A 26022-nucleotide genomic window follows, 5' to 3' on the forward strand; every position below is an offset into this window, starting at 1 on the left:
GGGGCCGCAAGCGGCCCCAAGGTGGCTTCAGCGGCGACGGAACAGCGGCAGGGGTTGGTCCGTGGCGCCCTGATAGGTCACCGAGAAGTCCTTGAGACCTTCCAGCGCGTCCACCGGGTCTTTGTCGGCGCGTATGGCAAATGCATCGAAACCGCAACGTGCCATGTAGAACAGCTGGTCGCGCAGCACATCGCCGATGGCGCGCAGCTCACCCTTGAATTGGTAGCGATCGCGCAGCAGGCGCGCATTGGAATAGTTGCGCCCGTCGGTGAAGGCCGGGAAGTTCAGGGCGATGACCTGGAACTGGGCGACGTCCGCACCGATCTCCTCGGCTTCCTCGTCGGCGTCCAGCCACACACCCAAGCCACCATCGCGGGCTTTGAGCGCATGGCCGTGATCGCGCCACATCTGCAGCGGCACGATGTAGTCGTCGCAGTTGGTCAGTTCGTCGAACGAGGTTTCCTTGGGCAGCAAGTGCCAGGTTTCGTCGATGATCTGGCCGTTCTTAATGATTCGCTGCATAGACGCGCTCCTTGAATGGGTCGATGCCGATCCGCTGGTAGGTATCGATGAAGCGCTCGTCTTCGGTGCGTTGCTCCACGTACACGTCGATCAGCTTGCCGATCACTTCCGCCATCTGCTCTTGAGCGAACGACGGACCGAGGATCTTGCCCAGGCTGGCGTCGCGCGAGGCGCTGCCGCCAAGCGAAACCTGATAGAACTCTTCGCCCTTCTTGTCCACGCCGAGAATGCCGATGTGCCCGACATGGTGGTGACCGCAGGCATTCATGCAGCCGGAGATGTTCAGGTCGAGCTCGCCGATGTCGAACAGATAGTCCAGGTCGTCGAAGCGGCGCTGGATCGATTCGGCGATCGGGATCGACTTGGCGTTGGCCAGCGAGCAGTAGTCGCCGCCCGGGCAGCAGATGATGTCGGTGAGCAGGCCGATGTTCGGCGTGGCGAAGCCGCCTTCGCGCAGCTCTTGCCACAGCGTGTGCAATTGGCGCTGCTCGACGTCGGCCAGAATGATGTTCTGCTCGTGAGACGTGCGCAGGAAGCCGAAGCTGTAGCGCTCGGCCAGGTCGGCAACGGCGTCGAGCTGCTTGTCGGTCAGGTCGCCCGGGGCGACACCGGTGGGTTTGAGCGAGAGCGTCACCGCGACATAGCCCGGACGCTTGTGCGCGCGGGTGTTGCGTGCGCGCCAGCGGGCGAAACCTGGGAAATCCTGTTCGAGGGCCGTGAAGTCGACGTTGTCCAGCGACTTGTAGTCCGGGTCGACGAAGTGGCGCGATACGCGCTCGACCTCGGCTTCGGTCAAGGTGCTGCTGCCACCGCGCAGGTGGGCCATTTCCGCCTCGACTTTCTCGGCGAACACCTCTGGGGTCAGCGCTTTGATCAGGATCTTGATCCGCGCCTTGTACTTGTTGTCACGGCGGCCGTAACGGTTGTAGACGCGCAGGATGGCATCGAGGTAACTGATCAGGTCTTGCCAGGGCAGGAACTCGTTGATGAACGAGCCCACCACCGGCGTACGGCCCAAGCCGCCGCCGACCAGCACACGGAAGCCCAGCTCGCCGGCGTCATTGCGCACCGGCTCCAGGCCGATGTCGTGTACTTCGATGGCGGCGCGGTCGTCCTTCGAGCCATTGATGGCGATCTTGAACTTGCGCGGCAGGTAGGCGAATTCGGGGTGGAAGGTGGTCCACTGGCGGACGATTTCGCACCAGGGCCGCGGATCGACGAGTTCGTCGGCTGCGACGCCCGCGAACTGGTCGGTCGTGGTGTTGCGCAGGCAGTTGCCGCTGGTCTGGATCGCGTGCATCTGCACGGTGGCCAGTTCGGCCAGAATGTCGGGGATGTCTTCGAGCGCCGGCCAGTTGTACTGCACGTTCTGCCGGGTGCTGATGTGGGCGTAGCCCTTGTCGTAGTCGCGTGCGATCTTGGCCAAGGTGCGGACCTGGGTGGCGTTCAACTGGCCGTAGGGCACAGCGACGCGCAGCATCGGCGCAAAACGTTGGATGTACAGGCCATTCTGCAAGCGCAGAGGGCGGAATTCTTCTTCGCTCAGCTCACCGGCCAGATAACGGCGGGTTTGATCACGGAACTGCTTGACGCGGTCCTCGATGATTCGCTGATCGTACTCGTCATATACGTACATATAAGTCCTGTCTCAGGCTGCAGGCAGCTATTCGCGCGCACGGCCGCGCACTCCGTCTCGGAGCCGGGGGAAGATAGCAGGTTGCGTTTATGCGCTAAAGTGATGTTTTTGCATATACAAATAACCGCTTGGCCTAATAGCCAAACTGCGCTCGTTTATGTAAGGCATCTACCTGTTTATACTCCGGCGTTTGCCCCAGCAGGAACCCATCCCGATGTTCAAGGCCCTTGGCCTGTGGCTTGGCTTGTCGCTGTCGTTCGCCGCGCAGGCCACCTCTGTGGTGTTTCTCAACCCAGGCTATCGCCAGGAAGATTTCTGGTCCCGTTATTCCTCGTTCATGCAGGCCGCAGCCGACGACCTTGGCATGCAACTGCGCGTCGAATACGGCCGGAGTCAACCCGCGCTGATCCTGGATCAGGCGCGGCAAGCGCTGAAAGCTCCCGACAAGCCCGATTACCTGGTCATGGTCAACGAGCAATACGTGGCGCCACAGATTCTGCGCCTGGCCCAGGGCAGCGGGGTCAAAGTGTTCATCGTCAACAACGCGCTGACCCCTGCGCAGATGCACAGTGTCGACACCCAGCCGCAAACCTACGCGCCCGTGCTCGGCACCCTGACGGTCAACGACGAGCAGGCGGGTTTCGAAATGCTGCACGGTTTGCTCGAGCAACTGCCCGCGGAGGACGGCCCGGTCGATCTGGTGGCGTTCGCTGCAGTGAAGAACACCCCCGCTTCGCAGTTGCGTGAAGAGGGCATGCGTCGAGCCCTCGCGGACTTCCCACAGGTGAGGTTGCGGCAGGTGGTGTACGGCGGCTGGAGCCGCCAGCGCGCTTACGAACAGGCCCAGGTGCTGGTGCAGCGCTATCCCAAACTGCGCCTGGTGTGGTGCGCCAATGAAGAGATGGCCTTCGGCGCGATGCGTGCCTTCGAAGAGGCCGGGCGGGCGCCTGGGCGCGATGTGCTGTTCAGCGCCGTCAATGCCTCGCCCGAAGCGTTGCAAGCGCGCATCGACGGGCGCCTCAGCGTATTGGCAGGTGGTCACTTCACGGTAGGCGGCTGGGCCATGGTGATGCTGCACGACGATGCCCAAGGCTTGCCCGTCGACCGCGACGGCCTGCGTGAGCACAAGGTGTCGGCGCTGCACCTGATCGATCGCGCCGAGGCGCAGCAGTGGCTACAGAGTCTGCGCCGCAAAGACCTCGGCCTCGACCTGCGGCACTTGAGCGCCCAAGGGCGCCCGGCGGATTACCGCTATCCATTCCTGCAAGTGCGGTCGCAATAGCCTCGTACGTCGGCGCGCCGCTGGAGCACACGCACTCCGCTCGTACCGCTCGTAGGAGAAAGTGCCCGCACCCCAAGCGGCGGTCCTTTCGGATATTCGGCGAAAAACCCTGCTTGAGAGAAGGGCTTTGCTGGTCTTTACTCTGGGAACCACGGACATTCCCGTGTGCTAACAAGAGGCCATGCAATGGGTAATCCAACCAAGGTCCGCAAGTCCCACGGCAGTGTCGACACCTGGGCGATCCTGTGCCTGATCGTGCTGGTCGTCATCACGGCGGCATACTGGGCCAGCCATAGCTGATCCGTCGTCAACGTCGTCCGTCGAATGCAAACAGCCTGGGCGCGCCAACGTCCAGGCTGTTTGCATTCGACGGACGAGCATGAAACGCGCCGCTCGTCTTTCGCATCATCCAATCGACACAAGGGCGCCCCGCGAGCGTCCCTTGGTACGTCGGCCGAGCGCGCTCAGTGGTCGTAGCCCAGGTTGGGCGCCAGCCAGCGTTCGCTCAGGCTCACTGCCTGGCCTTTGCGTTCGCTGTAGCTGTCGATCTGGTCCTTGTCGACCTTGCCCACGGCGAAATACTGCGCTTGCGGATGGGCGAAGTACCAGCCGCTGACCGCTGCGGCGGGGAACATGGCGAAATGCTCGGTGAGAAACACTCCGCTCGGGCCGGTTTCGCCCAATGCAGTGCCGTCGAGCAGGCGGAACAGGGTTTCCTTCTCGGTGTGGTCCGGGCAGGCGGGGTATCCCGGGGCAGGGCGGATGCCGCGGTACTGCTCCTTGATCAGCGCCTCGTTGTCCAGGTGCTCGTCGCGGGCATACCCCCAGTGCTCCTTGCGCACCTGCTCGTGCAGCCACTCGGCGCAAGCCTCGGCCAGGCGGTCAGCCAGGGCCTTGACCATGATCGAGTTGTAGTCGTCGCCTTTGTCCTGATAGGCCTTGGCCACTTCCTCGGCGCCGATGCCGGCGGTGGTGATGAAGCCGCCCACGTAGTCGGTGACGCCGCTACCCTTGGGCGCGACGAAGTCGGCCAGCGACCAGTTCGGCTTGCCGTCGGGCTTGATGGTCTGTTGGCGCAGGTGGTGCAGCGTAGCCAGCGGCGCACCGTCGTCGCCATAGACTTCGATGTCGTCGTCACGCACCTGGTTGGCCGGCCAGAAGCCGAACACCGCGCGGGCGCTGATCAGGCGTTCGTCGATCAGCTTGTCGAGCATTTCACGGGCATCCTGGTACAACGCGGTCGCCGCTTCGCCTACTACTTCGTCGGTGAGGATGCGCGGGAATTTGCCGGCCAGGTCCCAGGAAATGAAGAACGGCGTCCAGTCGATGTATTCGGCCAGGGTGCGCAGATCGATGTCGTCGAGCACTTTCACGCCGGTGAACGACGGCACCGTCGGCTGATAGCCGGCCCAGTCGTAGGCAGGCTTGGCGGCGATGGCCTGGGCATAGCTCAGGCGTTCGGTGCGGGCGCTGCGGTTGGCCGTACGCTCACGGACTTCGACGTACTCCTGGCGGGTCTTGTCGACGAAGGCGGGCTTGAGCTCCTTGGACAGCAGCTGCGTGGCCACGCCCACCGCACGTGAGGCGTCGGTAACGTAGATCACCGCGTCGTTGCTGTACTTGGGCTCGATCTTCACCGCCGTGTGGGCCTTGGACGTGGTCGCACCACCGATCATCAGCGGCAGTTCGAAGCCCTGGCGCTGCATCTCGCGCGCCACGTGCACCATCTCGTCCAACGACGGCGTGATCAGGCCGGACAGGCCGATGATGTCGCAGCGCTGCTCACGGGCGGTCTGCAGGATCTTCTCGGCCGGCACCATCACGCCCAGGTCGACGATGTCATAGCCGTTGCACCCCAGCACCACGCCGACGATGTTCTTGCCGATGTCGTGCACGTCGCCCTTGACCGTAGCCATGAGGATCTTGCCCTTGGCCTCGGGCTTGTCGCCTTTCTCCGCTTCGATGAACGGAATCAGGTGCGCCACCGCCTGTTTCATCACCCGTGCCGACTTCACCACTTGCGGCAGGAACATCTTGCCCGCACCGAACAGGTCGCCGACCACGTTCATGCCGCTCATCAGCGGGCCTTCGATGACTTCGATGGGGCGCGCGCACCGCTGGCGGCACTCCTCGGTGTCTTCGACGATGAACGCGGTGATGCCCTTGACCAGCGCATGCTCGAGGCGCTGGTCGACCGGCAGCGAGCGCCAGGCCTCGTTCTCCACTTCCTTGACCGCGCCGCCGCCCTTGTAGTCGTCGGCGATCGCCAGCAGCGCGTCGGTGCCTTCCGGGGTGCGATTGAGCACCACGTCATCGACTTTCTCACGCAGCTCGGCCGGGATTTCGTCATAGATCTCCAACTGCCCGGCGTTGACGATACCCATGGTCAGGCCGTTCTGGATGGCGTGGAACAGGAACACCGAGTGGATCGCCTCGCGCACCGGGTTGTTGCCGCGGAAGGAGAACGACACGTTGGACACACCGCCCGAAGTCAGCGCGTAGGGCAGGTGGTCACGGATGTAGGCGCAGGCTTCGATGAAGTCCACGGCATAGTTGTCGTGCTCTTCGATGCCGGTGGCGACGGCGAAGATGTTCGGGTCGAAGATGATGTCTTCGGGCGGGAAACCCACCTCATCGACCAGGATGTCGTAGCTGCGCTGGCAGATTTCGCGCTTGCGCGCCGCGGTGTCGGCCTGGCCGACCTCGTCGAAGGCCATCACCACCACGGCCGCGCCATAGCGTTTGCACAGACGGGCATGGTGCTTGAACTGCTCCACGCCTTCCTTCATGGAAATCGAGTTGACGATGCCCTTGCCCTGGATGCACTTGAGGCCGGCTTCGATCACTTCCCACTTGGAGGAGTCGATCATGATCGGCACCCGGGAAATGTCCGGCTCGCCAGCGATCAGGTTGAGGAAACGGACCATGGCGGCCTGGGAGTCGAGCATCCCTTCGTCCATGTTGATGTCGATCACCTGGGCACCGGCCTCGACCTGTTGCAGGGCCACTTCCAGCGCTTCGGTGTAGTTCTCCTCGCGGATCAGGCGAGCGAACTTGGCCGAACCCGTGATGTTGGTGCGCTCGCCGACGTTGACGAACAGCGAGCTGCGATCGATGGTGAACGGCTCCAGGCCCGACAGGCGGCAGGCCTTGGGAATCTCCGGGATGGCCCGCGGCGCGTACTTGGCCACGGCTTCGGCGATGGCCTGGATGTGCCCGGGCGTGGTGCCGCAGCAGCCGCCGATGATGTTGAGAAAGCCGCTGGCAGCGAACTCTTCGACCACTGCGGCCATTTCCGCCGGGCTTTCGTCGTACTCGCCGAAGGCGTTGGGCAGGCCGGCGTTGGGGTGGGCGGAGACGAAGGTATCGGCTTTGGTCGACAGCTCTTCCAGGTACGGGCGCAGCTCCTTGGCCCCCAGCGCGCAGTTCAGTCCCACCGAAATCGGTTTGGCATGGCGTACCGAGTTCCAGAAGGCCTCGGTAGTCTGCCCCGACAGGGTGCGGCCGGACGCGTCGGTGATGGTGCCGGAAATCATGATCGGCAATTCGAGGCCGTCCTCTTCGAACACCTGCTGAACGGCGAAGATCGCCGCCTTGGCGTTGAGGGTGTCGAAGATGGTTTCGATCAGGATCAGGTCGGCGCCGCCTTCGATCAGGCCACGGGTCGCTTCTATATAGTTCTCGACCAGTTCGTCGAAGGTGACGTTGCGGTAGCCGGGGTCGTTGACGTCGGGCGAAATCGAGCAGGTACGGCTGGTCGGGCCGAGCACGCCAGCGACGAAGCGCGGGCGGTCCGGCGTTTCCAGGGTCTTGGCGTCGGCAACCTGGCGGGCGATGCGCGCGCCTTCGACGTTCAACTCGAAGGCCAGCCGCTGCATGCCATAGTCGGCTTGGGAAATCTGCGTGGCGTTGAAGGTGTTGGTTTCGAGGATGTCGGCCCCAGCGTCGAGGTAGGCCTTTTCGATGGCGGCGATGACTTCGGGCCGGCTCAGCAGTAGCAAGTCGTTGTTGCCTTTGACGTCGCTTGGCCAATCGGCGAAGCGCGTGCCACGATAGTCGGCTTCCTCCAGACGGTAGCTCTGGATCATGGTGCCCATGCCGCCGTCGAGAATCAGGATGCGCTCTTTGAGTGCCTGCTGAAGAGCGTGAAGACGAGCGATGCGGTCGGACATGGCAAACTACCTGGTCGGGCGATATCAGAAGGTGCGCGATGATAGCAAAGTTGCATGGTTTTTAGACGCCGTGCCGTTTTGCATGAATAACACTCATGTTGACGCACCCGAGCCTTTTATCTTTTACGACTGTCCATACCTGATGGCCATTTAGAACCAGGACTTCCCTTACATGATTCACCGTTCATTAGCCGCCATCGTCGCCTGCGCCGTCGTTGCGCTGTGCGGCACGCCGGCACTGGCCCAGGGCCTTGCGAGCAGCCCTTCGATTTCCTATACGCGCGACATCCAGCCGATCTTCACCGAGAAATGCGTGGCCTGCCATGCCTGCAACGACGCCGCCTGCCAGCTCAATCTCGGCAGTGTCGAGGGCGCCCTGCGTGGCGGCTCGAAGATGCCGGTCTATCAAGGCGAGCGGCGTACCGCCGCACCCACCACACGGCTGTTCTACGATGCGGTCGACGAGGATGGCTGGCGCAAGAAGGGCTTCTATTCGGTGCTCGACAACCAGGGCAGCCAAGCGGCTTTGATGGCGCGCATGCTCGAACTGGGTCACAAGACGCCATTGACGCCCAATGCGAAGATCCCCGACGAGATCGTCCTGGGGCTGAACCGCACCAACATGTGCCCGGCGCCGCAGGAATTCGAAGCCTATGCCGGTGCGCATCCCAAGGAAGGCATGCCGCTGGCCGTGACGGGCCTGACCGATCAGCAATACCAGACTTTGCAACGCTGGCTGGCGGCCGGTGCGCCGGTCGATTCGACAGCGCTCGAACCCACCGCCGTCGAAGCGCGGCAGATCACCGAATGGGAAACCCTGCTCAACCGCCCAGGCGCCAGCGAAGCGTTGGCCGGGCGCTGGTTGTACGAGCACCTGTTCCTGGCCCATGTGTATTTCGAAGGCGGCAAGGCAGGACACTTTTTCCAATGGGTCCGCTCACGCACGCCCTCGGGCAAAGCGGTGGACATCATCGCCAGCCGCCGTCCGAACGATCCACCCGGTGGCGATTTCTATTACCGCCTGGTGCCGGTCAAAGGCGTGATCGTGCACAAGACCCACATCACCTACCCGCTGAACGCGGCCAAGCTGGCGCGGGTCAAGCAGCTGTTCTATGCCGGCGACTGGCAGGTGACGGCGCTGCCCGGTTACGGGCCGCAACGTCGCGCCAACCCGTTCGAAACGTTCGAAGCCATTCCGGCTCGCGCGCGCTATCAGTTCATGCTCGACAATGCCGAGTATTTCGTCCGCACGTTCATTCGCGGACCGGTTTGCCGCGGGCAGATCGCCACCGATGTGATTCGCGACCACTTCTGGGCGCTGTTCCAGGACCCCGATCAGGACCTGTACATCACCGACGCCCGCTATCGGGGCGAGGCCACGCCCTTGCTGGCCATGCCCGGGCAGATCGACGACGTGGGCAGTGTGCTGAGCCTGTGGCGCGCCTACCGCGACAAACGCAACGCCTACGAAGGCCTGCGCCGCGACGCTTACGCCGCAGCGCCGGCACCGACTTGGGCCACGCTGTGGACGGGCAACGACAATGCGCTGCTGAGCATCTTCCGTCATTTCGACAGCGCCACGGTGAACAAGGGCCTGATCGGCGACGTGCCGCAGACCACCTGGCTGTTCGACTATCCACTGCTGGAGCGCACCTATTACCAGTTGGCGGTCAACTTCGACGTGTTCGGCAACCTGTCGCACCAATTGCAGACCCGGCTGTACTTCGACCTGATCCGCAACGGCGCCGAAGTCAACTTCCTGCGCCTGATGCCTGCCGACGCGCGCGCCGCGATCCTTGGCGACTGGTACCAGGACAGCGGCAAGATCAAGATCTGGCTCGACTACGAAGACATCGACACCGATACCCGTAGCGGCTTGGCGTTGAGCAAGCATCATGCCGTGCGCGAGTTTGGCCAGCAGTTGTTGCAGCGCACTCAGGGCCTCAACGTCGCTCCCGACCCGATCAACCGGTGTACTGGCGCCTACTGCTCGCGACCCGATCAGCCGCAAGCCTTGCGCAACGCCGAACAGTCGCTCAGCCGCCTGGTCTCGCGCCCGGCGGCAGGGCTGAAGGTCATCGACCAGTTGCCCGAAGCGACGCTGTTGCGGATCCAGGCCCCGGACGGCAAGCGCCAGGTCTACAGCCTGTTGCGCAACCGCGCCCACAGCAACGTCGCCTTCCTGCTCGGCGAGGCTTACCGCTATCAGCCAGGGCTCGATACCTTGACGCTCTATCCGGGTGTGCTCACCAGCTACCCGAACTTCATGTTCAACGTGCCTGCCGGTGAGGTCCCGGCCTTCGTCGATGCCTTGCAGGCGGCAGGCGATGACAAAGCGCGGTTCGAGCGCGTCGTGGAGCGTTGGGGCATACGCCGTTCCCATCCGCAGTTCTGGGAATACTTCCACGACATGAGCCGCTTCATCGAGGAAACCGAGCCGGTGGAAGCCGGCGTGCTCGATATGAACCGCTACGAAAACCTGTGAAGGGCGGCGGGGAGGGTACTGACCTTTCCCGCAGTACTGCGGTCGTAGGCATGTGGTCGCCTTGCCGAGTCAGCTTTACAGCGCTCGGCAGGGCAGCAATGCACTCACGACGTAGGAACACGCATGCTGTATTCCCTTCAAGCACTGCGGGCGTTCGCCGCCTGGGTGGTGGTTTGCCACCACTTCATGCAAATCTTCTTCGACTTCCATGCCTCCAGCCCGCTAGGCCGCCTGTTCACCGAGCGCGGCGCGGTGGGGGTCGACATCTTTTTCGTCATCAGCGGGCTGGTGATCTATCTTTCGACCCGCGACAAAACCATCGCGCCGCAGCAATTCATGCTGCAACGCCTGTTGCGCATCGTGCCGGCCTACTGGTTCTACACGGGGCTGATGGCCTTGCTGCTGTTCTGCGCCAGCCGCTGGATGCCGCACCAGACGTTCGAGTGGCAGCACCTGCTGCTGTCGCTGCTGTTCATCCCTGCAGAAAACCCGGGTGGCTTCGGTCTGTATCCCACGCTCAACGTCGGGTGGACGCTGAATTTCGAGATGTTCTTCTATGGGCTGTTCGCCCTGGCGTTCTTCGTGCGCCGGCGCCACCAGCTGATACTGGTCGCAGTCGCACTGCTGTTGGCCAGCGAAGTGCTGGGGCGTATGGGCGTGGTGAGCCGCTTCTACAACAACAGCATCATCTATGAATTCCTGCTCGGCATCGGCATCGGCGTGGTCTACCGCCGTGGTCTGTTGCGCGAAGGGCTGTGGTTGCCGCTGGCCGTACTGGCCGTCGCCGGTTACGCCATTTACCGCTTGGACGCGTCCGACCGCCTGCTGCACTGGGGGCTGCCGAGTGCGCTGGTGGTGATGGCTTTCATCGCACTGGAACCGTATTTCCAAGGGAATCGGGCGCTGAAGATGCTCGGCGACTGTTCCTACTCGGTGTACCTGATCCATGTGCTGGTGCTGTGGGCCGGCTGGCTGCTGAGCCAGCGTCTGCAGCTCAGTCCGTATTTGGTCTTCGCCTTGTGCGTGCCGCTCATCGCACTGGCCTCGTGGGTCAGCTACCAGTGGCTGGAGCGCGGACTGTACCGGCGTGGTCGGGCCTGGCTCGAGGCGCGCAGCCCGTCGAGCCAGGCGTCGGCGCTTTCCTGAGTCAAATGCTAGGACTTTGTCCGCTGCGCCGGTTTGGCGTACACTGCCGGCAAGTCTGTGAGGAACCTACATGAGCGCTATAACCATTACCGACGCCGCCCATGACTACCTGGCCGATCTGCTGAGCAAGCAGAACACGCCCGGCATTGGCATTCGCGTGTTCATCACCCAGCCGGGCACCCAGTACGCTGAGACGTGCATCGCCTACTGCAAGCCGGGCGAAGAAAAACCTGAAGACACCGCCCTTGGGCTGAAAAGCTTTACGGCCTATATCGATGCCGTCAGCGAGCCGTTTCTCGAAGACGCCTTGGTCGACTACGCCACCGACCGCATGGGCGGCCAGCTGACCATCAAGGCGCCGAACGCCAAAGTGCCGATGGTCAACGACGACAGCCCGCTCAACGAGCGCATCAACTATTACCTGCAGACCGAGATCAATCCGGGTCTGGCCAGCCACGGCGGCCAGGTCAGCCTGATCGAAGTGGTCGAAGACGGCATCGCCGTACTGCAGTTCGGCGGTGGCTGCCAGGGCTGCGGCCAGGCCGATGTGACCCTCAAGGACGGCATCGAGCGCACGCTGCTCGAACGCGTGCCCGAGCTCAAGGGTGTGCGCGACGTCACCGACCACAGCCAGAAAGAAAACGCCTACTACTGAGGCCAGGCGAGCGCCGGAGTGGAGTCGCCTCCCTCCGGCTTCTTTTTGCCAGGCCTAGCAACAAACTGTTACTGATTCAAGCCCTGCGACAACGGGTCGCGGCCCGGATTTACAGGTCTTGCGGCTCATTCGTGGCGCCTTGGCTGGTCGTGCCTCGGGTGTCGTGCAAGAATGCCCGCGATTTTCCGGCCGGCCTGCTCGAAAGGTCGGCACCTTCCCTGTAAAGGATGGTTCCATGACTGATCTGTTGACCCGGCGCGCCGTGGTAACCGGGATGAGCATCCTGGGCTTGGGCCTGCTGGCAGGCTGCAACCCGGCACGCGGGCTCGATTTCAAATACGGCAAGAACATGAGCAACGAGATCCTGGGGCGCAAGTTCAGCCTCAAGGACACTCAAGGCAATGTGCGTACCCTGTCGAGCTTCTACGGCAGCATGCCGATGATCTTCTTCGGCTTCACCCAGTGCCCGGCCATCTGCCCGACCACCCTGGCGCGTGCGGCGCAGATCCGCAGCCTGCTGCGCGGCCGCGACCGCGACCTGTTCCAAGTGGTGTTCATCACCCTGGACCCCGAGCGCGATACCCCGCAAGTGCTCGATGCCTACGTCAAAGCCTTCGACCCGTCGTTCGTCGCGCTCACGGGAACCCCGGAAGAAATCGATCAAGTGGCCAGGGAGTTCCGGGTGTTCTACGAGAAGGTCCCGACCGGCGACACTTACACCATCTCTCATTCGTCCACCAGCTACGTCTACGACACACGTGGCACTCTGCGCCTGAGCCTGGGTCATTCCTTGAACGCCAAGGAATGCGCCGAAGACCTGGCCACTCTGATGGAGATTTGCTAATGGCTGTTTCCCTGCAATCGATCAAATGCGGTCTGGCCGCCGTGGCGCTGTCGAGCCTCACGCTGCCGGCCTTTGCGCAGACCACCGTGAGCGACGCCTGGGTACGCGCCAGCGTGCCGCAGCAGCAGTCGACGGGCGCCTTCATGACCCTGACCGCCGATACCGACAGCAAGCTGGTGAGCGTGGCTTCGCCTGTGGCCAAGACCGTACAGGTGCATGAGATGACCATGAACGGCGATGTCATGGGCATGCGCCAGGTGGAGGCCATGCCGTTGCCGGCTGGCAAGGCCGTCGCCCTGGACCCGAACGGTTACCATGTGATGCTGATGGGGCTCAACGGGCAGGTGAAGGAAGGCGAATCCGTGCCGTTGACCCTGACCGTCGAAGATGCCAAGGGCGCCAAGCAAACCATTCAGGTGCAGGCCGAGGTTCGTCCGCTGACCGCCGAGGCGGGCGCCGGACACGGCCACATGCACATGAAGCATTGAAGCAAGAAGGGCCGCATCAGCGGCCCTTCTTGATAGTGCCCACGTTCAACTGCGAAAGCGCGGTAGGGGTCTGTCCAGGCTCAGCGAAGTCAAGGCCTTGCGCACCTGCGCTTCGTCGGCCTCCAAGGCCTTGAGGCTGGCGCGGATCTTACCGGCTGCGGGCACATCGCCTTGTTGGTCGATCCAGTTGGCGATCTCTTTGCAGGCGCTGCTCAAACAGGCTTGGCGCTGGTTCATCAGCGCCAGAAGCGTGGTGATCTGTTTTTCGGACATGGCGAAATCCTCCGATTAGCCCATGCAGTGTAGTAGAGAATTTCCAAGGCAATCGCGCGCACTGCCATCACGCGGTGGCGTCCTTGCCCTCGTCTGCTGCCTATACGATGCAGGCTTCGCGATACATTCCGGGTGTCACCCCATACGCCTGCTTGAATTGCCGAGTCAGATGGCTTTGGTCGGCATAGCCCAAGGCGAACGCCACCTCCGAGGCTGGCATGCCCCCTTTGAGAAGCGCTCGCGCCCGATTCAGGCGCCGTTGCTTGAGCCAGGCATGGGGTGGCAGGCCAGTGGCCTGGCGGAACACGCGGGCGAAGTGGAACGGCGAAAGGTTGACCGCAGCGGCCAGCGTTTCCAGTGAGGGCGGATCTGCCAGGTGGTTTTCCAGCAGCTCTCGGGCGCGCGCCACGGCAAGTGGCTCACGGCCAGGCGGCGCCAGGTCGGCGCAGTGACCATGGCGTTGCACCAGTGCCAAGACCGCCTGGCGCCAGGCGGTCTGTTGCTGCAGCGCGCTGGCGCCTGCTTCGCACAATCGATGCAAGTGGCTAAACGCCTGGGACAACGCCTGATCATGGATCACGCTCTGCTTGAACAGCGGCAGGCCATGGCAAGTCAGCTCCAGTTCGTCCAGCACACCGGTGACGCGCGCATGTTCCGGATAAAACCCTCGATAGCGCCAGCCGCTCTCGTGAGCGGTGGCTCCGGTATGCAGCTCGTCGGGGTTGATCAGCACCATGCTGCCCACAGGCGCCATGTGCTCGCTGCCGCGATGCCAGAATCGTTGCGCGCCCGATTCGATCACGGTGAACACATAGCCCTCGTGTACGTGCGGGGCGAAGCGCTGCTGAAAATAGCGCGCATGCAGCATCTCGACATCGCCCAGCGCCGGTGCCTGCCACAGGTGGGTCTGTTCGCGGCCAGGGGGGCTCATGGCAACCAGCTGCGCAGCGCGAAGAACACCAGCATGCTGGCGAGCACGCTCAGCAATACGTTACGGGTCACGAGCACCAATACGGCGGCAACCCCGGCCCCCAACAGGTATGGATTGAGCAGGCTCAGGGTCAAGCGATGTTCGGGCACGAATATGATCGGTCCGCAGATCGCAGTGAGCATGCCGGGTACTGCAAAGCCCAGGAACTGTCGGGCATTGGCACTCAGGCGCAGCGGCAGTCGAGGTTCCAGAAAGGCATAGCGGTTGAGAAACACCACGGCGCCCATGGTGAAGATCAGCAGCCAGATCATGTGTGCGCTCCAGACAGTTTTTGCCAGATGAAACCTGCGGCCATACCCAGCAGGCCGGCTGCGACCAGAGCCGTTTCCCACTGCCACTGGCTGAACAGCACTGAGCAGAACAGGGACACGGCCACACAGACCAAAGTCGCTGCGCAGCGCACCAACGGTGCGATCAGCGCGACGAAGGTGGCGACGATGGAGAAATCCAGGCCCAACCGGTCGAGATGCGGAATATTTTGCCCTAGGACGATACCGATGAGGGTAAACAGGTTCCAGGCCACATAGAACGTCAGCCCAATGCCCAGTGCATACCAGCGGTCGAACTGCTGCCGGTCGTGATGGCTGACGAGCGCGAAGAGTTCGTCGGTGAGTAGAAAGCCCAGGCCTAGACGCCAGCGCAGGGGGTGTTCAGACAACACCGGGCGCATCGACAACGCATACAGCAGATGCTGCGAAGTCAGCAGCAGCGTCGTGAGCAGGATCGACAACAGGCCCGCGCCGCTTTTGAGCATGCCGATCGCGACCAGTTGCGCCGCACCGGCGAAGACGATGGCCGAGAGGCCCTGGCCCTGCAACGCACTGAGGTCTGCCTCGATCGCCATGGAGCCGGCCAGCAGGCCCCAAGGCGCTACTGCGAGCGATAGCGGCACAATGGCAACGCTGCCTTTGAAGAACGCGGTGCGGGCATGGGCGGGGGTGGGCATCGCTGCGACTCGTCGACAAAGAAATCCAGCATGCGCCCACAAGACCGTCCCTGGCTTGAACGATCTTGCTCACATCGCCCGTTCAGCGGTAACTGGTCAGGCGTTGCTGGGCAGTCGCACAACCATTGATTTCGACAGCTTTCTGCCAGAGCGCCTGGCGACGGGTGGGGTCCAGGTCGCCGAGCAGGCGGTAGACCTCGGCCTGGAAGTCGCGCTGTCCACCCCACAGCATGGCCAATCCTTGTGGCTGCTTGCGGCTGCACGCCAGCACGGCGGCCGGTTGCGGATAGTAGGCGGCATACAGGGTCGCCATGCCGGGTAAGGCATCGAGGGCTTCGCGGTAGGCGTGGCTGCCATTGTAGGGCGGGCACCAGGTGGCGATGGCCGAGGCCGGCGGTGCGAAACCCTGGCTCAGGCTTTCTTCGAGTAATGGGCAGGCCGCATCGGGGATTTCAGCGGCCGGTAGGTAAGTCATGTAGTACAGGGCCAGACGGTACTTGGCCACGGGGTGGCCCAAGGCTACCGATTTCTTCAACAAAGCCACCGCAGTTGGAAGCGTATGGGCCATGGCCTGACCCTGACGACTCAATTCCGGGTCCTGGGCGGCTGTCGGCAACAGCGCGCTGTTGTCGCTCTGCGCATCGGCCTGCTCCAGCAGCGGTAACGCCTGCCGGTAGAGCAAGTCTGCATGGGCATCGATCTTGACCTCCAGCGCTTGCGCGGCCACCGGCATGCACAGCGCCAATACCCATGGCACGGCCAGCCAGCGAGTCACTGGACCGCCTCGCGCGGGCGCGGTAGGTCTGAGGTCAATGGAGCGTCGGCGATAGGAAAGTTCATGAATGACAAACGTGTGCCTCGGGCCGGACTGAACTGCCGCGTATTCTAGCCACGCTTTGCGTCTCCCCGAAAGATGGGGGCGATGGAATCGGACGAGCTCACCCTGACGATAGGGCATGTACTCCGGCTGCCAGTTGCCAAACCCGCCTACAAGCCTTCTGGCCGCGATCAGGCGAAAAGCGTGCGCAGGTTGTAGACCATTCCGACGAGCGCAACCACCAGCAACATGACGCCTGAGACCAGCGTGATCATCCGGTTGCTACGCGCCGAGGCAATCTTGCCGATGGCGAAGATGTACAGGCTGAGCACGGCGAAATCGATGGCGATCCACAACAGTGACAGCACCACCATGCTTTTCCCGAACGATTCGGTGATCTGGATGAACTGCGGGAAGAAGGCGATGAAGAAAATGATGTCCTTGGGGTTGGAGATGCCTACCATGAAGCCCTGCCAGAGCCCGCCGCGTGCGCTGCGCGGTGGCGCTGGCGCAGCACCGGTCCGGGGCGTGTGCAAGGCTTGCTTGAGCGTGCCGTAAGCGATATGCCCGATGAACAGGCAGCCTACCAGGCTCATGGCGCTGAGCCAGACCGGATCGATGGCGGCGCTGCTCAAGATCACCCAGGCTGCCACGGCGATCAGTATCAGCGACGCCCAGTTGGTGCCCAGTGCCGTACACAGCGCTCGGCGCCAGCCGGATGTGGCGGCGGTGTTGACGACCAGGGCCACTACGGGGCCGGGTGTCGCGATCAGTAGCAAAACGGTGAGGGCGTAGGTGGCGGTTAGCGCGGTATTCACGATTCGTTCTCAGCGTTGGAGTGTGGGGCAGGGTCGGCACGAAAGGGGCAGCGCTGCGGCTCCAAGGCGCCAGTCTCGTGGAGTTGGTACTGCTGCCATTCGAAGTTGTCGGGTTGGCCGAAGAAACCCAAAGTCTGCGGCATTACACCGTCGTTGTAGTGCGCGACCCGTTGACGGATCTTGGCACGAATGCCCTGACCGCTCGACGTGTTCGCGCTGGCGACCTCGTCGAAGTTTTCTCTTGGGTTGATGACGAACACGATATGGGGCCCCAGGTGGCGGCTTTTCATCAAGCGATGGCCCGGAAAGCTCATGTTGACGAACAAAGGCATGCCGTTGAAGCAAAAGGCCCACTGCGGGTCATGAGGATCTTGCGTGAGGGACGCTGGCCAGGGGCGCGGGTCGAGGGCGTGCATGCCCTGCAGGATCGACCAGGCCCAGGTCTGTTGGGCTGCCAGGGTGCTGTGTTCGTCCGTCTGGATAAACGCCAGCAGCGGGCTGCCGATACGTGCTTTGGCAGGGGCAGTGCGTACCAGATCGATATACTGCGCAGCGCCTCTGGCGATATCCGCCGCAGCAGTGCGCGCACGCGCGAAGAGCACATGGCACGTACGAGCCGCCATGGCCTTACGCCCGAACAGGCAGGGAAATTCCGGATCGAGTACCGTGCGGCGACAGTGCTCGACAGCGTTGCAGGTCCAATGCGTGGGGTCGTCGGCGAGGGCGGTAGCCAGTTCCGGTGCATCCAGGCGGTAGCAGATTCCGTAGCCGGTAAACATGAAGTCCCCAGATGAGGCTTAACGGGCGTTTTGGGGCGTGGTCACGCGACCTGCGGATGCAGTGTCTGGGTGGCCCCATCCTTGGTGGCCAGAACTCGATCGAATCGACAGATGCCGGCTCGATCCGTATTCGTCATGGTGTTTCCCAGCTGCCGCCTATGCTAAGGCGCCAGCCATTGGAACGACTAGCTGGCTTACCAGGATGCGCGTTTCCCATTGTTGGGAATTGCAAAACCCTGCAGTCACCAGCCGAGGCATTTTCAAGAAAGCGGGTGAAGTTGTAAAACGCGTGCTACTGTAGGTTACTATTAGTTTCACTCATACTAAAGGCGGTTGCGATGTCTGAGCGGATTCAAGCACTACATGCTTTACGCGCGTTCGAGGTAGCTTCGCGCTATGGGTCGTTCACACGTGCCGCGAAAGAGCTGGCACTGACCCAAGGCGCCGTCAGCCACCACGTCAAAACCCTCGAAGACTTGTTCGGCTGCAGCCTGTTCGATCGCCGCGGCCCAAAGCTGCATCTGACCGAACAAGGCCGCTCTTTGGCGCAGGAGCTCAAGGTGGGCTTTAAAATCATCGAAAATGCCTGTGCCTTGCTCCGCCACGACCGTTATGCGCTTCGTCTCAAGGCGCCGTCAACGCTGACTGTGCGCTGGTTGCTCAGGGCGCTGGATGGTTTCAAGAAAGTCGACGACACCTGCGCCGTGCAGCTGTCCAGCGTGTGGATGGACATCGACTCGGTCGATTTCTACTCCGAGCCTTTCGATTGCGCCATTCTGCTGAGCGACGGTCGATTTCCCACCGAGGTCGAAAGCCTCAAGCTCTTCGACGAATGGCTCATTCCAGTGTGCCATCCCGACTATCTGGACCAAGCCAAGCCTGACCTGAGCGTACTTGCGCACTGCGAATTGCTGCATCCCTCTCCCGACCGGCGTGATTGGCGGCGCTGGCTGGCACGCCTCGATGCTTTGCACGTGGGCATCGACCAGGGCCAAGTGTTCGATACCCTCGATCAAGGTATCTCCGCAGCGCAACAAGGGCTGGGCATCTCCGTGGTCGACCTGGTGTTGGCCAGCACCGACCTGAAGGCCGGGCGCTTGGTAACGCCGTTCAAGCAGGCCGTGGCTACCGGCGATGGCTACTACATGACCTGGCTCAAGAGCAGTCCCAAGGCCTGGCAAATGCAGAAACTGCGCGACTATCTGCTGAGTCAGGTACCCCCGGCCATGCAGCGCGGTATCCAGTACCTGTACGAGTAATCGCCAGGGCGACTCAGTGCAGGTGGCGGCGTGCTCGTATACAGACGTTGGCTTGCCTGGCGAGGTCGTCCATGCGTTCGTCGCGCTGCGCTTCGGCGGCGATCATGGCGTCGTCGCCGTGCTGGTTGACCAGATAGGCATGGATTTGTCCCACTTCGAGGGTCTTGTAGATCGGATCGACTTCCAGCCGCTCGATCAATACGCTTTCTGGATTACCGGTCGTGTTCATCAGCACCTGCGGACCGCAAGCCGCAACCGCTTGCAATCCCATGGCTTCGAACCAGGCCACCTGATGGGGAAGGGCATGCAACTCGACATGTGGGAACTGCTTGCGCACATCGTTCAGCAGCCCCATGCCCACGCCTTGGCGACGATGGGTGGACGCTACGGCCAGAAAAGCCAAAGCGCAGGCTTGTGGGTCGTCGACGGCCGGCAAGAACAATGCGAACCCAAGCACATGCTCCGGCGCTTCGGCGTCCAGAGCCAAGGTGAGCCTGACCTGGAACGGATCGGCGCCGTTCAGCGATTGCAGGTACCGGTGCACTTCCAGCCCCACGCCATATTGATACAGGGGGTAGAGCGGATTGTCGGGCGACAGGCCCAGGCTGTTCAGCTCGCTCACGTTCTCGATCACCAACTGGCGAATCTGGTCCTGGAAGGATTCGGGCGGCACGCCATCCATACGGCTGAGAATGAACATCAAGGAAAAGCTCCGGATGGGCTATTGCGGGCCGGCGATTCTACCCGTTTCAAGCCGGCCACGCAGTTCGCAAGGGGCTCTGGCGGCCTACCACAGCGCCGTACTGGCCGCGCCCAGTACCCGCGCCAACACCGCCACTGCCGCATCCACCTGAGCTTGAGTGCTGTAGCGTCCCAGGCTGATGCGTACGCTGTTGCGTGCGGCCTGCGGCTCCAGGCCGAGAGCCAGTAGCACATGGGAAGGTGCCTGGCTGGCCGAGTTGCATGCCGAAGTGGAGGAGACCGCCAATTCGCCTGCCAGGGCCGCAGCGTTGAAGCCAGGGGTGTCGATGGTCAGATTCAGAGTGTGCGGTATACGTTGTGTAGGGCATCCATTCAGGCGCACACCAGGCAAGGCCAGCATGCCGTCATGCAGCCGCTGGCTCAGTTGCTGGATGCGCAGGTATTCGGCGTCGCCGGGTTGTCCGGCCAAGGCGAACGCCGAACCCATGCCGACGATCTGGTGGCTGGGCAGCGTACCCGAGCGCAGGCCGCGTTCATGCCCGCCACCGTGCATCTGCGCGCGCAGCAGCGGCAGCGCCCGCTCACCTACGTACAGCGCGCCGATGCCTTTGGGACCGTAGGCTTTGTGTGCCGAAAACGACATCAAGTCGACGGCCTGAGTGCGCATGTCCAGTTTCAGCTTGCCGACCGCTTGCGCGCCGTCCACGTGCAGCAATGCCCCCTGTGCGCGCACCTGCTCACCGATGGCGGCGAAATCGGTGACGGTACCCAGCTCGTTGTTGACTGCCATCAACGACACCAGACGCGTTTCCGGCCGTAGTGCAGCAGTCACCTGCGCGGGCGTGATCAGCCCGTCACGTCCGGGACGCAGGCGCGTCACGTCCCAGCCCAGCTGCTGCAATTGATCGGCTGTATCCAGTACGGCCTTGTGCTCGATGGCACTGGTGATCAAGTGACCCGGCTGCGCGCACCCTTGGGCGATGCCTTTGAGCGCCAAGTTGTTCGACTCGGTCGCGCCCGACGTCCAGACGATCTGCTCTGCCTGCGCACCTACGCACTGTGCCACCTGCTCGCGGGCCGTTTCCACCGCGTTGCGAGCGGCCTGGCCAAACGCGTGGCCGCTGGAGGCAGGGTTGCCGAAATGGCTGTCTCGGCCAAGACAGGTCAGCATCATTTCGATGACGCGATCGTCGACGGGTGTGGTGGCTGCGTAATCGAAGTACAGCGGGGTAGGGCGGGACATAGTGGCGATGGGCTCCGTGCACGAGGGCGGGTCTGCAAAAAGAGAACATGCTAAAGGCTGATATTTGTACAGGTTTTTCGTTGTCTGCGTAGTTTTACAGAAGATGGAGAAATTTATTCCAAAGAGATGGATGCGATTAGAAAAAAACACTACGTGTATCGGGTGAAATGTTGGAAATGGATAATCCGGTGTCGCTTTCATCACAGTTCGGCCAGTTCTAGGGCGTTCTACTGTAGGCATAACAACCATAACGCTGCCTGTTCGCAGCACACCCCCCAGGCTGCCTATGGAAATCGGAGAGCGCGTGCATGCCCACACCCCATGAGGTACCCCCCGCCACCCTGCGCCGGGTGATCGCCGCGTCGGCCGTCGGCAACTTCGTCGAGTGGTTCGACTTCGCGGTCTATGGTTTTCTCGCCACACTGATCGCCAGCCAGTTCTTCGCCAGCTCTGATCCCAGTGTCGGCCTGCTCAAGACCTTCGCCGTGTTCGCGGTCGCCTTTGCCCTGCGCCCATTGGGCGGGGTGTTCTTCGGCGCGTTGGGTGACCGTTTGGGGCGCAAGCGGGTGCTGTCGATGACGATTCTGATGATGGCAGGCTCCACCACACTGATCGGACTGTTGCCGACCTATGCCAGCATTGGTCTGATGGCGCCGGTGCTGCTGACCTTGGCGCGCTGCGTACAGGGCTTTTCCGCAGGGGGCGAATATGCGGGTGCCTGTGCCTATCTGATGGAGCATGCGCCCCGCGAGAAACGCGCCTTCTATGGCAGCTTCGTACCGGTTTCGACCTTCTCGGCTTTCGCCTGTGCGGCGGTGCTGGCCTATGGTCTGGAGGCCAGTCTGTCAGCTGAGGCCATGGGCAGTTGGGGCTGGCGTATCCCTTTCCTGATCGCCGCGCCCTTGGGCTTGGTAGGGCTCTACCTGCGCTGGCGTATGGAGGAAACACCGGCCTTCCAGGCTGCCATGGCCGAAGGCAGCGTACATGCGCACTCACCGCTCAAGGACACGTTGCGTAACCACGGCCGGGCGATCGTGAGCTTGGGCGCATTCATTTCGCTGACGGCATTGTCGTTCTACATGTTCACCACCTACTTCGCCACTTATCTGCAACTGGTCGGCAATCTGTCGCGTGCCGAATCGTTGCTGGTCACCACCGTGGCACTGCTGTTCGCGGCGCTGGGCTGCCCTGTGGCGGGCGCGATGTCCGACCGCATCGGTCGTCGTCGTACGGTGATGTTCACCTGTGGCTGGGTGATCGTCTGCGTGTTCCCGGCGTATTGGCTGGCCAGTTCCGGCTCTTTGCCCTACGCGCTGATCGGCGTGATCCTGCTGGCGGTCGGCGCGCTGACCAGTGGGGTCGTCACTGCGGCGCTGCTCTCTGAGAGCTTCCCGACGCGCAGCCGCTATACCGCATCGGCCATCACCTACAACGTTGCCTACACCCTGTTCGGCGGTACCGCACCACTGGTCGCCACCTGGTTGATCGCCCAGAGCGGTAGCAGCCTGGCACCTGCGTTCTACCTGGTGGTGATCGCCGTGCTGGCGCTGGTGGGGGGCTTGGGATTGGCGGAAACGTCACGGATCTCGTTGCACGATGAGCAACCGCACGCAGCCTAACCTGTACGTTTTGAATGCTGATGACACACAGAACTCGGCCGGCATTGCGCCGGCCGAGTCGTTGACGAGCTTTATGGCTATCTCAAGACGGCCATCAGCGACCGATCAATACTCCCAGAAGATCCGCTGCAGCTCTTTGCTGTCCTGAGTCTTGGTCATGGCGACCATAGCCAGAATCCGCGCTTTCTGTGGGTTCAGGTCGTGAGCCACGACCCAGTCGTTCTTGTCGTCGGGCTGTTCGGCGTTGCGCAGCACGAAACCGCCCTGATTGACGTGGGACGAACGAATGATCTGTACGCCGTTCTTGCGCAGCTCTTGCAAAGCCGGAACCACGCGCGAAGACACCGAACCATTGCCGGTACCGGCATGGATCAGGGCTTTGGCGCCATTTTGCGCGAGGGCTTTGTAGGCGGTGTCGGAGACGTTGCCATAGCTATAGGCGATGTCCACGGCCGGTAGGGTGGTGATCTGCTTGATGTCGAACTCGGAGTTGATGGTGTGGCGCTTGGCCGGCAGACGGAACCAGTACGATTTGCCTTCCACGACCATACCCATCGGGCCCCAGGCGCTCTTGAACGCCTCGGTCTTGATGTTGACCGATTTGCTGACGTCGCGACCCGACTGGATTTCGTCGTTCATGGTCACCAGTACGCCTTTGCCACGCGATTGCTGGTCACCTGCGACGGCCACCGCGTTATACAGGTTGAGCATGCCGTCAGCCGACATGGCGGTGCCAGGGCGCATCGAGCCCACGACCACGATGGGTTTCTCGGTCTTCTCGACCAGGTTCAAGAAATAGGCGGTTTCTTCCAAGGTATCGGTACCGTGGGTGATGACGATGCCATCGACATCCGCGCTATCGGCCAGCTCGGAGACGCGTTTGGCCAGTTTGAGCAGGTCTTCGTTGGTGATGCTTTCCGAAGCGATCTGCATGACCTGTTCCCCACGCACGTTGGCCACATCAGCCAACTCCGGGACGCCGGCGATGAGCTTGTCGACGCCCACTTTGGCCGCTTGGTAGGTCGCACTGTTCGCCGCGCTGGCGCCTGCGCCGGCGATGGTGCCGCCAGTCGCCAGGATCACGACGTTAGCGAGTTTTTTCTGGGTCTTTGCTTCTTCGGCCGACACGCTGGCCGGAAGGATGAGGAACAGCGCCAGAGCGCTGGGAACGAAGGTCTTGAGTGCAGCATTCATTATTGTTGTCTCTCTTTTCCGTTGAGAAGCTGTTGGCTGTAACGCGCCGAGGATAAGGCAGGTTTCGTACCATTTCTTGGTATGAGGAGACTTTTCCTATGACGCCGGAGTATAGAGAGTGAATCGCAGTGTCATTCTCTGCCGTGAAACGACGCAAGAGTACGGTTTTCCGAATTCTGAGAGCGTTTTTGTTCGGGATTCCGAACGACCAGGCTCGACTGACGCCAGGGCTCGATCCCAAAGGATTCGCGGCCTGCAACCGACAGAAGCAATTATGGATGGTCGCTCAGGGCGCGATTGCGAGCGTGCTGGGGTCAGTATGCCTGTATCGCTCGATTAGCCGGAGCTGCAAGGGTCGTTCAATTGGCCGGAAGGCCGACAGTCTGGGATGAGGCTGCAACGGTGCCTGCCAAGGGCGCGTGCCGCTCGAGGGTTTGACTCATGAAGGTGCGTGCGGCTTCGCCGCCCAGCTCGCGCACAAGAAGATCGACCGCGATCAACATGAGCTCTTCCGGCGAAGCAGGGCTGTAAGCGCGGTGACCGCCTGCCATCTTGACCTTGATGTTGGCGTCCAGAGTGATGCTGCTCATGTTTGACTCTCGTTGCAGGCTTGAATGAAGGCTCGTTCACATGCACAGGCTTTGCTGCGATGAATGAACCGGAGCCAAATTTACCATGCCGTGCAAAATTCAGTCACGATTAGGTTTTCGTGTTCAGACCTGCAATTGGGCAGACTCGGGCGTTTTTGCAACGAATCGACCTGCACCATGGTCGCATTAGGCTGATTCTGTCATTTGATTAGGAGGATTCATGATCCGCACTCGCGCTTCCTTGGCATCGTTGCTGATGATCGCCGCTCTCGCAGGCTGCAGCACCGATGGCCAATCAGATGCGGCACACGAGCCGGCAGTCGCTGCCACTCAGGGTAACGATGGCCGTTGCCAAGCCAATGGTGCCGATTTTGCCATTGGCAAAGCGGCTACGCCGATGCTGTTGGAGCAGGCACGGACGGCCAGTGGTTCGCAAATCGCGCGCATCCTGAAGCCGCATGACATGGTCACGCTGGAGTACCGTTCCGAGCGCCTGAACTTGAACGTGAACGAGCAGGGGATGGTCAACCGCGTCAACTGTGGTTGAAGGCTGCCTGATTCGCAGGCACAAAAAACCCGCCGTGAGGCGGGTTTTTTGTAGAGCGGCCGAATTACTCCGGACGTACCTGAGCAGCCTGCATGCCCTTCTGGCCGCGCTCGGCTACGAAGGAAACAGTTTGGCCTTCTTTCAGGCTCTTGAAGCCGTCGGATTCGATGGCTTTGAAGTGAACGAACAGGTCGTCGCCGCCGCCTTGTGGGGTGATGAAGCCGAAGCCTTTTTCATCATTGAACCATTTGACGGTGCCGGTTTGGCGATTGGACATGGGTGGATCTCCAGACATTTAATTTTCGGTGGTGCAATGTTGCCAAGGCGACGCAGCACGGGGACATCATAGTGCATTTCCAACCGTCTAGCGCCAATTACCTTCGATTAATGTTGATTCAGCTCAATGAACCCAATGGGAATGGCGCTTTCAAGCCTCAACCTTTGGCCATGCAGGCCTGTGTTACCGCTGCCCGAGCGCGTTCGGCCAGCTTCGGGTCGACCCCGTTCTTGCTATCCAGTGCTTCGATCTCAGCGGTGCTGAAATTTTTCTGAATGGCTTGCGCGCCGCACTTGCAGTGCTCCTTGGCGGCCTGGGCATTCAAGCCCTGGCCGGTCGCTACTTGTTCGCACTGGCTCATGTACGCGTCGTGCTTGCCAGCAGGCCATTCGCCTGCGGTGGCAGCGAAGGGCAGCGAGAGCGCGCCGAGCGCCGCGAACGCCAATAGGGACTGAAGTCGCATAACCTGACACTCCTTGAGTTAGGTCTGATCAAGAATCGGATGCTTCACAGGGTCTGATTGGCACCCCCCTGAAGAGTTCAGTGGTTGCCTGGGCAGTCCAAATATTTCTGCACCGCCCGCAAACCCGCGTGCTAGCATGCTCGGCTCGCAACACGCCCAATGGAATGTTGCGAATTCTTTTTATTACCTTCCAGTCACTCTGGTTCGTTTCTGATCAAGCCGAAAGGCTTCTGCCGCCGTGAGGCAGGCTTCACATCGTGAAGGCAGACCGGAT

The 26022-nt window shown here is 61.9% G+C and carries 25 protein-coding genes; 9 read left to right on the forward strand and 16 right to left on the reverse strand.

The annotated features are described in order from the left end of the window. Positions 1-27: 27 nt before the first annotated feature. A complete protein-coding gene (locus AA0Z93_RS17455; protein WP_413047699.1) occupies positions 28-522 on the reverse strand; it encodes a DUF934 domain-containing protein in 495 nt (164 codons plus the stop codon). Beyond that, complete coding sequence (locus AA0Z93_RS17460; protein ID WP_413047698.1) at positions 506-2158, reverse strand: nitrite/sulfite reductase; 1653 nt, start codon at positions 2156-2158, stop codon at positions 506-508. Before AA0Z93_RS17460 ends, AA0Z93_RS17455 begins: the two co-directional genes overlap by 17 nt. A 214-nt stretch (positions 2159-2372) precedes the next feature. Between AA0Z93_RS17460 and AA0Z93_RS17465 the strand changes: the two genes are divergently transcribed. Continuing rightward, complete coding sequence (locus AA0Z93_RS17465) at positions 2373-3440, forward strand: ABC transporter substrate-binding protein (RefSeq protein WP_413047697.1); 1068 nt, start codon at positions 2373-2375, stop codon at positions 3438-3440. 464 nt (positions 3441-3904) lie between these two features. On the opposite strand, the gene metH is transcribed toward AA0Z93_RS17465, so the two are convergent. Further along, a complete protein-coding gene (gene metH, locus AA0Z93_RS17470; protein WP_413047696.1) occupies positions 3905-7612 on the reverse strand; it encodes a methionine synthase in 3708 nt (1235 codons plus the stop codon). A 172-nt stretch (positions 7613-7784) separates the two neighbouring features. On the opposite strand from metH, the gene AA0Z93_RS17475 reads away from it, so the two are divergent. The 5 genes from AA0Z93_RS17475 (at position 7785) to AA0Z93_RS17495 (ending at position 13230) form a co-directional block, all read left to right on the forward strand. Continuing rightward, on the forward strand, positions 7785-10097 hold the full coding sequence (locus AA0Z93_RS17475) for a fatty acid cis/trans isomerase (protein WP_413047695.1): 2313 nt from the start codon (positions 7785-7787) through the stop codon (positions 10095-10097). A 123-nt stretch (positions 10098-10220) separates the two neighbouring features. Beyond that, positions 10221-11243 carry an acyltransferase family protein gene (locus AA0Z93_RS17480; protein ID WP_413047694.1) on the forward strand — a complete coding sequence of 341 codons (1023 nt, stop codon included), beginning with the start codon at positions 10221-10223 and terminating at the stop codon, positions 11241-11243. A gap of 70 nt (positions 11244-11313) precedes the next feature. Continuing rightward, positions 11314-11898, forward strand: a complete 585-nt coding sequence (gene nfuA, locus AA0Z93_RS17485) for a Fe-S biogenesis protein NfuA (protein WP_296267640.1) — start codon at positions 11314-11316, stop codon at positions 11896-11898. Between the two features lie 235 nt (positions 11899-12133). Continuing rightward, complete coding sequence (locus AA0Z93_RS17490) at positions 12134-12742, forward strand: SCO family protein (RefSeq protein WP_296267642.1); 609 nt, start codon at positions 12134-12136, stop codon at positions 12740-12742. Further along, positions 12742-13230, forward strand: coding sequence for a copper chaperone PCu(A)C (locus tag AA0Z93_RS17495; RefSeq protein ID WP_413047693.1), 489 nt, complete (start codon positions 12742-12744; stop codon positions 13228-13230). Before AA0Z93_RS17490 ends, AA0Z93_RS17495 begins: the two co-directional genes overlap by 1 nt. 45 nt (positions 13231-13275) lie before the next feature. Here AA0Z93_RS17495 and AA0Z93_RS17500 read toward each other — a convergent pair whose 3' ends face one another. The 7 genes from AA0Z93_RS17500 to AA0Z93_RS17530 all read right to left on the reverse strand — a co-directional run bounded on the left by AA0Z93_RS17500 (position 13276) and on the right by AA0Z93_RS17530 (position 17854). Next, positions 13276-13503 carry a hypothetical protein gene (locus AA0Z93_RS17500; protein ID WP_413047692.1) on the reverse strand — a complete coding sequence of 76 codons (228 nt, stop codon included), beginning with the start codon at positions 13501-13503 and terminating at the stop codon, positions 13276-13278. 100 nt (positions 13504-13603) lie between these two features. After that, complete coding sequence (locus AA0Z93_RS17505) at positions 13604-14434, reverse strand: helix-turn-helix domain-containing protein (RefSeq protein ID WP_413047691.1); 831 nt, start codon at positions 14432-14434, stop codon at positions 13604-13606. Next, a complete protein-coding gene (locus tag AA0Z93_RS17510; RefSeq protein ID WP_413047690.1) occupies positions 14431-14745 on the reverse strand; it encodes an AzlD domain-containing protein in 315 nt (104 codons plus the stop codon). The genes AA0Z93_RS17505 and AA0Z93_RS17510 overlap by 4 nt, the downstream gene beginning before the upstream one ends. After that, the gene (locus AA0Z93_RS17515; protein ID WP_413048409.1) at positions 14742-15440 is read right to left on the reverse strand and encodes an AzlC family ABC transporter permease; all 699 of its coding nucleotides are present in this window, start codon (positions 15438-15440) and stop codon (positions 14742-14744) included. Before AA0Z93_RS17515 ends, AA0Z93_RS17510 begins: the two co-directional genes overlap by 4 nt. Positions 15441-15522: 82 nt before the next feature. After that, a complete protein-coding gene (locus AA0Z93_RS17520; RefSeq protein WP_413048408.1) occupies positions 15523-16173 on the reverse strand; it encodes a sel1 repeat family protein in 651 nt (216 codons plus the stop codon). A gap of 275 nt (positions 16174-16448) precedes the next feature. Next, complete coding sequence (locus AA0Z93_RS17525) at positions 16449-17075, reverse strand: LysE family translocator (protein WP_413047689.1); 627 nt, start codon at positions 17073-17075, stop codon at positions 16449-16451. Further along, the gene (locus AA0Z93_RS17530; RefSeq protein ID WP_413047688.1) at positions 17072-17854 is read right to left on the reverse strand and encodes a YqcI/YcgG family protein; all 783 of its coding nucleotides are present in this window, start codon (positions 17852-17854) and stop codon (positions 17072-17074) included. Before AA0Z93_RS17530 ends, AA0Z93_RS17525 begins: the two co-directional genes overlap by 4 nt. Positions 17855-18192: 338 nt before the next feature. On the opposite strand from AA0Z93_RS17530, the gene AA0Z93_RS17535 reads away from it, so the two are divergent. Next, on the forward strand, positions 18193-19113 hold the full coding sequence (locus AA0Z93_RS17535) for a LysR substrate-binding domain-containing protein (protein ID WP_413047687.1): 921 nt from the start codon (positions 18193-18195) through the stop codon (positions 19111-19113). Between the two features lie 13 nt (positions 19114-19126). On the opposite strand, the gene AA0Z93_RS17540 is transcribed toward AA0Z93_RS17535, so the two are convergent. Together AA0Z93_RS17540 and AA0Z93_RS17545 are read right to left on the reverse strand one after the other, a co-directional pair. After that, positions 19127-19813, reverse strand: a complete 687-nt coding sequence (locus AA0Z93_RS17540) for a GNAT family N-acetyltransferase (RefSeq protein WP_413047686.1) — start codon at positions 19811-19813, stop codon at positions 19127-19129. 87 nt (positions 19814-19900) lie between these two features. Continuing rightward, positions 19901-21058, reverse strand: a complete 1158-nt coding sequence (locus tag AA0Z93_RS17545) for a cysteine desulfurase family protein (RefSeq protein WP_413047685.1) — start codon at positions 21056-21058, stop codon at positions 19901-19903. A gap of 308 nt (positions 21059-21366) precedes the next feature. Here AA0Z93_RS17545 and AA0Z93_RS17550 point away from each other — a divergent pair, with 308 nt between their 5' ends. Continuing rightward, positions 21367-22677: an MFS transporter gene (locus tag AA0Z93_RS17550; protein ID WP_413047684.1), complete on the forward strand. Its 1311-nt coding sequence runs from the start codon at positions 21367-21369 to the stop codon at positions 22675-22677. Between the two features lie 105 nt (positions 22678-22782). Here AA0Z93_RS17550 and AA0Z93_RS17555 read toward each other — a convergent pair whose 3' ends face one another. Beyond that, positions 22783-23871 (reverse strand): asparaginase, encoded by a 1089-nt coding sequence (locus AA0Z93_RS17555; protein WP_413047683.1) that lies wholly within the window; start codon positions 23869-23871, stop codon positions 22783-22785. A 359-nt stretch (positions 23872-24230) separates the two neighbouring features. Continuing rightward, positions 24231-24461, reverse strand: a complete 231-nt coding sequence (locus tag AA0Z93_RS17560) for a hypothetical protein (protein ID WP_413047682.1) — start codon at positions 24459-24461, stop codon at positions 24231-24233. Positions 24462-24681: 220 nt separating this feature from the next. On the opposite strand from AA0Z93_RS17560, the gene AA0Z93_RS17565 reads away from it, so the two are divergent. Further along, on the forward strand, positions 24682-25008 hold the full coding sequence (locus tag AA0Z93_RS17565; RefSeq protein ID WP_413047681.1) for an I78 family peptidase inhibitor: 327 nt from the start codon (positions 24682-24684) through the stop codon (positions 25006-25008). A gap of 64 nt (positions 25009-25072) precedes the next feature. Here AA0Z93_RS17565 and AA0Z93_RS17570 read toward each other — a convergent pair whose 3' ends face one another. Both AA0Z93_RS17570 and AA0Z93_RS17575 read right to left on the reverse strand, forming a co-directional pair. Beyond that, complete coding sequence (locus AA0Z93_RS17570; protein WP_012273095.1) at positions 25073-25285, reverse strand: cold-shock protein; 213 nt, start codon at positions 25283-25285, stop codon at positions 25073-25075. Between the two features lie 157 nt (positions 25286-25442). After that, positions 25443-25748, reverse strand: coding sequence for a hypothetical protein (locus AA0Z93_RS17575; RefSeq protein WP_413047680.1), 306 nt, complete (start codon positions 25746-25748; stop codon positions 25443-25445). Between the last annotated feature and the right edge of the window lie 274 nt (positions 25749-26022).

The sequence above is a fragment of the Pseudomonas phoenicis genome, assembly GCF_047302395.1.
In the GTDB taxonomy this organism is placed as follows: domain Bacteria; phylum Pseudomonadota; class Gammaproteobacteria; order Pseudomonadales; family Pseudomonadaceae; genus Aquipseudomonas.

Coding starts and splice junctions, on each gene's coding strand:
- AA0Z93_RS17455 (WP_413047699.1), bottom strand. CDS start 522: ATGCAGCGAATCATTAAGAACGGCCAGATCATCGACGAAACCTGGCAC.
- AA0Z93_RS17460 (WP_413047698.1), bottom strand. CDS start 2,158: ATGTACGTATATGACGAGTACGATCAGCGAATCATCGAGGACCGCGTC.
- AA0Z93_RS17465 (WP_413047697.1), top strand. CDS start 2,373: ATGTTCAAGGCCCTTGGCCTGTGGCTTGGCTTGTCGCTGTCGTTCGCC.
- metH (WP_413047696.1), bottom strand. CDS start 7,612: ATGTCCGACCGCATCGCTCGTCTTCACGCTCTTCAGCAGGCACTCAAA.
- AA0Z93_RS17475 (WP_413047695.1), top strand. CDS start 7,785: ATGATTCACCGTTCATTAGCCGCCATCGTCGCCTGCGCCGTCGTTGCG.
- AA0Z93_RS17480 (WP_413047694.1), top strand. CDS start 10,221: ATGCTGTATTCCCTTCAAGCACTGCGGGCGTTCGCCGCCTGGGTGGTG.
- nfuA (WP_296267640.1), top strand. CDS start 11,314: ATGAGCGCTATAACCATTACCGACGCCGCCCATGACTACCTGGCCGAT.
- AA0Z93_RS17490 (WP_296267642.1), top strand. CDS start 12,134: ATGACTGATCTGTTGACCCGGCGCGCCGTGGTAACCGGGATGAGCATC.
- AA0Z93_RS17495 (WP_413047693.1), top strand. CDS start 12,742: ATGGCTGTTTCCCTGCAATCGATCAAATGCGGTCTGGCCGCCGTGGCG.
- AA0Z93_RS17500 (WP_413047692.1), bottom strand. CDS start 13,503: ATGTCCGAAAAACAGATCACCACGCTTCTGGCGCTGATGAACCAGCGC.
- AA0Z93_RS17505 (WP_413047691.1), bottom strand. CDS start 14,434: ATGAGCCCCCCTGGCCGCGAACAGACCCACCTGTGGCAGGCACCGGCG.
- AA0Z93_RS17510 (WP_413047690.1), bottom strand. CDS start 14,745: ATGATCTGGCTGCTGATCTTCACCATGGGCGCCGTGGTGTTTCTCAAC.
- AA0Z93_RS17515 (WP_413048409.1), bottom strand. CDS start 15,440: ATGCCCACCCCCGCCCATGCCCGCACCGCGTTCTTCAAAGGCAGCGTT.
- AA0Z93_RS17520 (WP_413048408.1), bottom strand. CDS start 16,173: ATGCCGGTGGCCGCGCAAGCGCTGGAGGTCAAGATCGATGCCCATGCA.
- AA0Z93_RS17530 (WP_413047688.1), bottom strand. CDS start 17,854: ATGTTTACCGGCTACGGAATCTGCTACCGCCTGGATGCACCGGAACTG.
- AA0Z93_RS17535 (WP_413047687.1), top strand. CDS start 18,193: ATGTCTGAGCGGATTCAAGCACTACATGCTTTACGCGCGTTCGAGGTA.
- AA0Z93_RS17540 (WP_413047686.1), bottom strand. CDS start 19,813: ATGTTCATTCTCAGCCGTATGGATGGCGTGCCGCCCGAATCCTTCCAG.
- AA0Z93_RS17545 (WP_413047685.1), bottom strand. CDS start 21,058: ATGTCCCGCCCTACCCCGCTGTACTTCGATTACGCAGCCACCACACCC.
- AA0Z93_RS17550 (WP_413047684.1), top strand. CDS start 21,367: ATGCCCACACCCCATGAGGTACCCCCCGCCACCCTGCGCCGGGTGATC.
- AA0Z93_RS17555 (WP_413047683.1), bottom strand. CDS start 23,871: ATGAATGCTGCACTCAAGACCTTCGTTCCCAGCGCTCTGGCGCTGTTC.
- AA0Z93_RS17560 (WP_413047682.1), bottom strand. CDS start 24,461: ATGAGCAGCATCACTCTGGACGCCAACATCAAGGTCAAGATGGCAGGC.
- AA0Z93_RS17565 (WP_413047681.1), top strand. CDS start 24,682: ATGATCCGCACTCGCGCTTCCTTGGCATCGTTGCTGATGATCGCCGCT.
- AA0Z93_RS17570 (WP_012273095.1), bottom strand. CDS start 25,285: ATGTCCAATCGCCAAACCGGCACCGTCAAATGGTTCAATGATGAAAAA.
- AA0Z93_RS17575 (WP_413047680.1), bottom strand. CDS start 25,748: ATGCGACTTCAGTCCCTATTGGCGTTCGCGGCGCTCGGCGCGCTCTCG.